Source organism: Pseudomonas sp. (assembly GCF_049645325.1).
In the GTDB taxonomy this organism is placed as follows: domain Bacteria; phylum Pseudomonadota; class Gammaproteobacteria; order Pseudomonadales; family Pseudomonadaceae; genus Aquipseudomonas.
In genome coordinates, this window is sequence record NZ_JBARTQ010000681.1 from 1 (window position 1) to 4,523 (window position 4,523).

Consider the following 4,523-nt stretch of genomic DNA (forward strand, 5'->3'; position numbering starts at 1 on the left):
GTCTTCAACACGCTTAAGCTCTGGGCTGCAGCATCGCGAACGGCGGTCTCGGCATCGGTCAACGCCTCGCAGAGTGCTTGCACCACCTCGGCGTCTTCCCACGCTTCCAGCAGGGTCGCCGCCTGGGCGCGCACGTCGACCGACGAATCATTGCGCAGGCTGTCCACCAGCCATTCCAGGCCGTCAGGGTCTTCCAGGTCCGCCAGGTCGATCAGCGCAATGCGGCGCATGGCGGCGTCCGGCGCTTGCAGACGTGGGCGCAAGGCTTCTATTTCAGGGTTATAGGTCATAGGGCAAATCGCGGTTTTGGGTGAGTGCCGGGCAGCCCGAGCGGGTTCAGCCGTGGCAACTGGCGACCATCTTCATGGTGCAACAGCTCCAGGCAGTGGCGCTTGAGGTGAGTAAATTCGGGGCTGGTCATCAGCTCGGTGTGACGTGGCCGAGGGAACGGCAGTTGAAAGTCTTCAATGATGCGGCCCGGGCGCGGGCTCATCACCAGGATGCGGTCGGCGAGAAACAGCGCTTCGTCGATGTCGTGGGTGACGAACACCACGGTGGTGCGAATCTGCGCCCAGATATCCAGCAACAGCGCCTGCATCTTCATGCGCGTCAGCGCGTCCAGCGCGCCAAAAGGTTCATCCATCAGCAATAAACGCGGGCGGTTGATCAGCACCCGGGCAATCTCCACGCGCTGTTGCATGCCACCCGACAGTTGGTTCGGCCACCGCTCGGCAAACCCGTCCAGCCCCACCAGTGCGAGGATTTCATCCGCCGCCGCCAACCGTTCAGCCTTGGCCACGCCGCGCATCTTCAGGCCAAACGCGACGTTCTCGCGCACGTTGCGCCACGGAAACAATGTGTGTTGCTGAAACACCATGCCGCGTTGTTGGGACGGGCCGACAACCGGCTGGCCGTCCATCTGCAAAACACCTTGGCTGGGTACAAGGTGGCCCGCCAACGCGCCGAGCAAGGTCGACTTGCCACACCCCGACGGCCCCAGAATGCACACGAACTGCCCCGGTTCGATGCTGCAATCGAGGGCCTTGACGGCCTCGAAGGCCTGGGCCTGTTCGCCCAGCACAATCGACACATTGCGTATCTCGACACGCCCTTCATGTGCAGTCATCAGGCTTTACCTCGCGGTCGGTGCCAAGGGGTGAATACAGCGCCCAGGCGCTTGACCAGCCAACTGCTGCCCATGCCCAGCACGCCGATCAACAACATGCCGACCACAATGTCGGCGTAGTTCTGAACGGTGTACGACTCCCAGGTGTAATAGCCGATGCCGAACTGGCCCGAGATCATCTCCGCCGTCACCAGGCAGAACCATGACGTGCCCATGCCGATGGCGAGGCCGGTGATGATGCTCGGTGCGGCGCCCGGCAACACCACTTCGCGCAAGATCGCAAAGCGCCCTGCCCCAAGGCTGCGCGCCGAAGCGATCAGCCGTGGATCGACGCCTTCGACGCCGTGCACGGTGTTAAGCAGAATCGGGAACAACGCGCCGGTAAAGGTGATGAACACCATCGACAACTCCGACGAAGGGAACATCAGGATCGCCAGCGGAATCCACGCCACCGCCGGGATCGGACGAATCACTTCCAGCGGCGGCAGCAGCACGTCTTCGGCCCACTTCGAGCGCCCGATGGCGATGCCAAGCCCCACTCCGATCAGCACGGCGGCCAGGTAACCTTCAAACACCCGCGTCAGGCTCGCACTCAAGTGCCGGGCCAACTTGCCCGAATCCACTAGCCCCAACGCCGCCTCCAGCACAGCGCCGGGCGTGGGTACATTGGCGAAGGTCACCAGCCACAGGTTCCAGTGGTGGCTGGCGGCGAGTTGCCAGAACAGCAGGCACACCAGCAATGACGCGGCACGAGGCAGCCAGCGGTAAACAGGCGTCGACATGGGCATGTTCCTGTCAGCGACCGGCGACGGCGTCAGTGAAGTCAAACAGCTTGCCGCCTTGAGCCGTCGCAAAGGCTTGCGCCTGGCCCTTGAGCAGGAACGCGCTCAACTTGCCCTTGCGGTCGCTGGCAAACCACGCTTGGTTGGCGAGCAACTTGATGCCGCTGTCTTCGGCCTGCGCATACACCGCACGCACATCCTTGCCGTCCTTTTTCAAGCGGGCGAGCGCGCTGAAGGCGGCTTCAGGCGAGGCGTAACTGCGAACTGTCGACTCGCCCTTGACCCAGATTTGCGCCACGTGCTGCCAGTCGGTGATCGGTTTTCCGGTCAGGGCGTCATTGGCCTTGAGCGGCGCCTGGTCGTAGTTGCCCAGTTGCGCCTGATAGTCCAGGCCCGAGGCTTTGAAGGCGGCGCGCAGGTACTGGTCGTCGATAAACGTGTTGAGGTCCAGGCCTCGGTCGGCCTTTTTCAACAGTTTAAGTGTGTCGATTGCCGTGCCGACTGCCTGACGGTATTCCGGCTTCCAGCTCAGGTCGCGGGTTTGCACGCCCAGCGGGCCGTGGAACAGGTAGTTGACCTCGGCTTCGACGCCGGTGACCTTTTCGATCAGCTCGCTGTATTTCTCAGGTTCCGCCGCGAGCAATTGGTTGGCTTCGATGCTTGCGCGCAGGTAGGCGACGACCACTTCCGGGTATTGGCGAGCGTAGCGTTCGTCGACCAGGGCACCGTGGAATGTCGGTGAGTTTGATTGCGAGCCGTCATAGATCTTGCGGGCGAAACCCCGGTTGGGGAACGGCTCGCCAAACGGCACGAAGTCGGCATGTGCATCGACTTTATTGGCCTGCAACGCCGAGCCTGCCACTTCCGGGGCCTGGGCAATGATGTTGACGTCGGTGAGCGGGTCCCAGCCCTGGGCGGCGACGGCGCGCAGCAACATGCCGTGGGCCGTCGAGGCGAACGGCACGGAAATAGTCTTGCCCTTCAGGTCTGCCAGGGACTGCGCCGTGGACGCCGTAGGCACCACGATGCCGTTGCCGCTGCCCTTGATGTTGCCCGACAGCACGCTGATAAACAGGCTGTGCTTGCCCGCGCCCTCAAAGGCCACGCCATTGAAGGCGCCGGGAAAGTCGGCCATGGCGCCGAAATCCAGTTTGCCGGCCACCATTTCATTGGTCAGCGGTGCGCCACTGGTGAAGTTCTTCCACTGCACGTCGTAGGTGGCGTCTTTGTACTTGCCGTCGTGGGGCAGGTACTTGTCCAGCAACCCCAGTTCACGAATCAGCAAGCCGCCGGCGGCGCAGTTGATGGTGGTGTCCTGGGTGCCGATGGCGACCCGGATGGTTTCGGCCTGCACCGGCAGGCTCAAGGAAGCCAGCACCAGGCTGGCAAAGGTTGCGCGCAAGAACATTGGGTGTTTCCCCTCGAATCATAATGATGGAAGTCGTCTCCGCCGCGATCGGGCACGGTGGGAAACGAGGGGTACGGCATTGGCGTCCGGTGTAGGCGGATAGCTTGGAATCAAAAGCGCTCAGCGCAGCAGGTACGGAATCTCGACCTTGACAGCGCCGGTGGGGCAATCCTTCTCGCAGGGCATGCAGTACCAGCACTCGTCGAAGGCCATGTAGGCCTTCTGCGTCGCCGGGTTGATCGCCAACAGGTCCATCGGGCAGACGTCGACACAGACCGTGCAGCCTTTTTCGGCTATGCACTTGTCTTCGTCGATCGTTACCGGCGCATTGGAGCGGAAGAATATTTCCTGGGGCTGGTAGGCCATTTCACGGTGTCCTTGGCGCTTTTGCGCTCTCTGCGTTTCTACTGCTTTGCTTTCTGTGGTGAGCGGGCTTGCCCCGCGCCGGGCTGCGCAGCAGCCCCTCCCTGCACGCAATTTCGGCTCAGGCCGCGTCGGCGCCTACGCGCAGGCGGTCGTAGGCTTGCATTTCTTCGGCGTCCAGCGGGATCACGTAGGGCTCCACGGGTTTCTTGAAGCTGACCATCTGCCCGTCGTCGCCCTTTTTCAGGTGGCAATGGCAGAACCAGTCGGCGTCATTGCGCAAGGGGTGATCGACGCGGTGGTGGTACAGGCCCCAACGGCTTTCGGCGCGGTACAGCGACGCGCGGGCGGCCATTTCGGCGCAGTCGCGGATCACGCTGGTTTCCATCGCGCGCATCAGTTCGTGAGGGTTGTGGGCCTTCATCTGGTCGAGGTCGCGCTCGATGTCGCTGAAACGCTGCAGGCCGATTTCCATCTTGCGGGTGACCTTGGGCGGTTGCAGGTAGTCGTTCACCAAGCGGCGCAGCTTGTATTCGACCTGGGCGGGTGGCAACCCGGTTTCGCGGTCCAGGGGCGCATACACCCGGACTTGCTCGGCGGCGACCTGCTCGGCATCCACCGCGCTGAAGTTCCGGCCAACCACGAACTGCGCGGCGTTGGTGCCGGCAAACCAGCCGTAGGTAAAAGCGCCCAGCATGTAGTTATGCGGTACCGCCGCCATGTCGCCTGCCGAATACAAGCCCTTCACCGAGGTCTCGGCGCGCTCGTTGACCCACACGCCCGACGCCGAATGCCCGCTGCAAAAGCCGATCTCTGAAATATGCATCTCGACCATGTCACTGCG

General features: G+C 62.7%; 5 protein-coding genes and 1 pseudogene. All 6 read right to left on the reverse strand.

The genetic code is table 11. From position 1 onward, the window contains the following. A partial coding sequence (locus tag WBB95_RS29045; RefSeq protein ID WP_424490714.1) for a HEAT repeat domain-containing protein occupies positions 1-290 on the reverse strand: 290 nt, incomplete at its 3' end. Beyond that, positions 287-1,126 carry an ABC transporter ATP-binding protein gene (locus tag WBB95_RS29050; RefSeq protein WP_424490715.1) on the reverse strand — a complete coding sequence of 280 codons (840 nt, stop codon included), beginning with the start codon at positions 1,124-1,126 and terminating at the stop codon, positions 287-289. The genes WBB95_RS29050 and WBB95_RS29045, both read right to left, overlap by 4 nt. Continuing rightward, the gene (locus WBB95_RS29055; RefSeq protein WP_424490716.1) at positions 1,126-1,908 is read right to left on the reverse strand and encodes an ABC transporter permease; all 783 of its coding nucleotides are present in this window, start codon (positions 1,906-1,908) and stop codon (positions 1,126-1,128) included. Before WBB95_RS29055 ends, WBB95_RS29050 begins: the two co-directional genes overlap by 1 nt. A 13-nt stretch (positions 1,909-1,921) precedes the next feature. Then, positions 1,922-3,316, reverse strand: coding sequence for an ABC transporter substrate-binding protein (locus WBB95_RS29060; protein ID WP_424490717.1), 1,395 nt, complete (start codon positions 3,314-3,316; stop codon positions 1,922-1,924). A 120-nt stretch (positions 3,317-3,436) separates the two neighbouring features. Beyond that, positions 3,437-3,682, reverse strand: coding sequence for a 4Fe-4S dicluster domain-containing protein (locus tag WBB95_RS29065; protein ID WP_028616162.1), 246 nt, complete (start codon positions 3,680-3,682; stop codon positions 3,437-3,439). A gap of 118 nt (positions 3,683-3,800) precedes the next feature. Continuing rightward, a pseudogene (locus WBB95_RS29070) lies at positions 3,801-4,523 on the reverse strand (fumarate reductase/succinate dehydrogenase flavoprotein subunit); the annotation flags it as partial.